Annotated in this window: 2 rRNA genes; both read right to left on the bottom strand. The window is 62.0% G+C overall.

The features are described from left to right. Window positions 1-867: 867 nt before the first annotated feature. Window positions 868-983: ribosomal RNA gene (gene rrf, locus DW195_RS10185) — 5S ribosomal RNA — on the bottom strand. Window positions 984-1129: 146 nt separating this feature from the next. Then, window positions 1130-3930 (bottom strand): 23S ribosomal RNA (locus DW195_RS10180); the annotation flags it as partial.

The raw sequence follows: 3930 nt of genomic DNA, 5'->3' as shown, positions 1-3930 counted from the left end.
AGGATCGAACTCTCCGTCCAAAATATTCTGGGCTTCGAGCCCGTCCGGTCCTCACAACTATTAGCTGATCGGTTCCGTTCGATTCATATGGTTTTAGTATAGGAAAAGGAATTTCTCGGGGCCGCCTCTCGGCGGCCTTGCGAAAAACAAATCCAAGTTAGACCATTTCAAATGGTTCGATGTCTGCCCGGATGCGACACTGAAGTAAGTGTCCATCCTCGCAGTATCCGGTTCTCAAGGTGCACGCCTGGCGGCTGATCCGGTCCGACCGGGCCGCGCGGCAAGGAGATATATTGCCAGACCGGAGGGGCGCCGGGGGCGGGAATCGCGCACTCCATATTTTGTTCACAAATTAATTAGCTGGCTCCGAGTTGCTCAGAGTCACACATTTGGTCATAAACCATGGACAGACCGTATGACCTCGGGAATCTTGCTGTCCACTGTAGACATAGCATCTTTATACCCTCGTCGGTCTCTGCTAGTTAGCCCGTCATAAATAGAAGGACAACGTTAACAAACCCATAAAACGCCAGCGGGGGCTCTATCACTAATTAGATAGAGCCCCCGCTGGCGGAGTGTATTTAATTGAAACAATACCCCTTAACAGATTTACTGGAAATAAGGAGCAAAAGAACCGTCCGGATATACGTGGCGACAGAACCCTAGAGTCGACTGAGCGCCAACAGAAAGCGACATAAACAAAAAGATCGGCTCTACCCCAACGCAGATGACAACGATGCCCTCGACTAATGTCAATCCGAGCACTCCTAAAACGGATAGGGCAAATATCGCATATAACGCAAAAAAGGGGGAGGCCGCGAGGCCTCCCCCTTCTTCAATCTCGATGACGGCTCGGTGCCGTCCACCGGTCAGCGGCGCCCTGGCCTCCCACGGGCTGGCCCCGCAGTACTCTCGGCGCGATGGGGCTTAGCTTCCGGGTTCGGAACGGGACCGGGCGTGCCCCCCATGCTCTGGCCGCTGACCGGTGGGCGGCGCCCACCGTTACGGTGTCCTGGGTCTCATCTACGTGCCCTGGGGGCCGCATGGCGCATAGGAAAGGTGACTCGGGGGCATCCTCGTGCCCGGACCGCGCGCATGAGCGCTGGGTCCCGCGGGCCGCGAGGTGCGGTTCCGGAAGAGCTCGGGCGATTAGTGCGGCTCGGCTGAGGACGTCGCCGCCCTTGCACCTGCCGTCTATCGACCAGGTAGTCTACCTGGGCCCTTACCGGAAGGAGAACTAATCCCTGGAACGGCTTCCCGCTTAGATGCCTTCAGCGGTTATCCGCGCCGCACGCGGCTACCCGGCCGTGCCGTTGGTCGACAACCGGTTCACCGGAGGTGCGTCCACCCCGGTCCTCTCGTACTGGGGGCAGCCTCCATCGATTCTCCTGCGCCCACGGAGGATAGGGACCGAACTGTCTCACGACGTTCTGAACCCAGCTCGCGTACCGCTTTAAACGGCGAACAGCCGTACCCTTGGGACCTGCTCCAGCCCCAGGATGCGATGAGCCGACATCGAGGTGCCAAACCTTGCCGTCGATGTGGACTCTTGGGCAAGATCAGCCTGTTATCCCCGGAGTACCTTTTATCCGTTGAGCGACGGCCCACCCACTCGGGGCCGCCGGATCACTAGAGCCTGCTTTCGCACCTGCTCGGCTTGTGGGCCTCGCAGTCAAGCCCGCTTGTACTCTTGCATTCAAAAGGACGGTTGCCGACCGTCCCGAGCGGACCTTCGCGCGCCTCCGTTACCCTTTAGGAGGCGACCGCCCCAGTCAAACTGCCCGCCTGGCACGGTCCCCGAGCCGGTTGACGGCCTCGGGTTAGGACGCCGGTCGCGCGAGGGCAGTATTCCAAGGGCGGCTCCCCGGGGGCTGGCGCCTCCGGATCGATGCCTCCTGCCTATCCTCTACACGCGGGACCAGCGGCCAATGCCAAGCTGCAGTGAAGGTTCACGGGGTCTTTCCGTCCTTCCGCGGGTAAGTCGCATCTTCACGACCAGTGCAATTTCACCGGGTCCATGGTCGAGACAGCGCCCAAGTCGTTGCGCCTTTCGTGCAGGTCGGAACTTACCCGACAAGGAATTTCGCTACCTTAGGACCGTTATAGTTACGGCCGCCGTTTACCGGGGCTTGGCTTCGGGGCTTCGCCGAATGGCTAACTCCTCCGCGTGACCTTCCGGCACCGGGCAGGCGTCAGACCCTATACGTCGCCTTGCGGCTTCTGCAGAGTCCTGTGTTTTTGGTAAACAGTCGCTTGGGCCTCTCCACTGCGGCCCGCCTCCGCTCCCCGGGCAAGCCGGTTCACGTACGCGCGGGCACCCCTTCTCCCGAAGTTACGGGGCCATTGTGCCGAGTTCCTTGACCATGGTTGACCCGATCGCCTCGGTATGTTCTACCCACCCACCTGTGTCGGTTTGCGGTACGGGCGCGCACGCGCCTGCCTAGGGGTTTTTCTAGGGACCTCGGGCTCACTCGCTTCGCTTAAGTGCTTCGTCCGGAGCCTCGCCCTCGTGCGGACCGGATTTCCCTGGTCCGCGGGCCGCGCTCCATCACGGGGACGTCCAGAACCCCGCCGAGCCACCCCCATCCGTCGCCCCGTCGGTCGTAGCGCCGCGTGCGCGGTGCAGGAATGTCTGCCTGCTGCGCGTCGGCTACGCCTCCCGGCCTCGCCTTAGCCCCCGACTGACCCTGGGAGGATTAGCCTTGCCCAGGAAACCTCGGGTTCACGGCGGACGAGTTACTCTCTCGTCTCTCGCTACTCATGCCAGCATTCTCACTCCCATGCGCTCCACCGCCGGTCGCCCTCCGGCTTCACCGCCCATGGGAAGCTCCCCTACCGATTCTATTAGATAAAATCCCGCCGCTTCGGTGTCCAGCTTAGCCCCGTGTATTGTCGGCGCATGTCCACTCGACCAGTGAGCTGTTACGCACTCTTTGAATGCATGGCTGCTTCTAAGCCAACATCCTGGTTGTCTGGGCGGACGCACATCCTTTGCCACTCGGCTGGAACTTGGGGACCTTAGCGGGCGGTCCGGGCTGTTTCCCTCTCGAGCACACAGCTTAGCCCACATGCTCTGACTGCCGCGCTCTGGGCCGCCGGCATTCGGAGTTCGGTTGGATTCGGTAGGCGGCGAAGCCCCCTCGTCCATCCGGTGCTCTACCTCCGGCGGTGAACGCGCGACGCTAGCCCTAAAGCTATTTCGGGGAGAACGAGATATCTCCGGGTTTGATTGGCCTTTCACCCCTATCCGCAGGTCATCGCCGCCGTTTTCAACCGACGTGCGTTCGGCCCTCCACGGGGTCTTACCCCCGCTTCAGCCTGCCCACGGATAGCTCACCCGGCTTCGCGTCCGCGGCGCGGGACTCAAGTCGCCCTGTTAAGGCTCGCTTTCGCTCCGGCTCCCTTTCGGTTAACCTCGCCCCGCGCCAGCGACTCGCTGGCTCATTCTACAAAAGGCACGCCGTCACACCGTATAGGTGCTCCGACTGCTCGTGGGCGCACGGTTTCAGGTACTGTTTCACTCCCCTCCCGGGGTGCTTTTCACCTTTCCCTCACGGTACTGGTGCGCTATCGGTCACAGGGTAGTACTCAGGCTTGGATGGTGGTCCACCCAGGTTCGGACCGGGTTTCACGTGCCCGGCCCTACTCAGGGACCGCGTCGCGCCGTCCGGTCTGGGTTCGCGTACGGGGCTGTCACCCGCTGCGGCCGGCCCTCCCATGCCGTTCCGCTCCCCAGCCGGACCTGCGCCCGGGGGCGGCAGCCCCCGGATGCGCGGCCCTGCAACCCCGCCGGCGGAACCCCTGCCGGGTATGCCCGCTCGACGGTTTGGCCATCGGTCCCCTTTCGCTCGCCGCTACTCGGGGAGTCTCGAGATTGATTTCCTCTCCTCCGGGTACTTAGATGTTTCAGTTCCCCGGGTTGTCCTCCCC

It is taken from the genome of Collinsella sp. AM17-1, from assembly GCF_003470665.1.
GTDB lineage: Bacteria > Actinomycetota > Coriobacteriia > Coriobacteriales > Coriobacteriaceae > Collinsella.
Note: the sequence above shows the minus strand (reverse complement) of the source record. Positions and strands in the feature narration are given on the sequence as shown.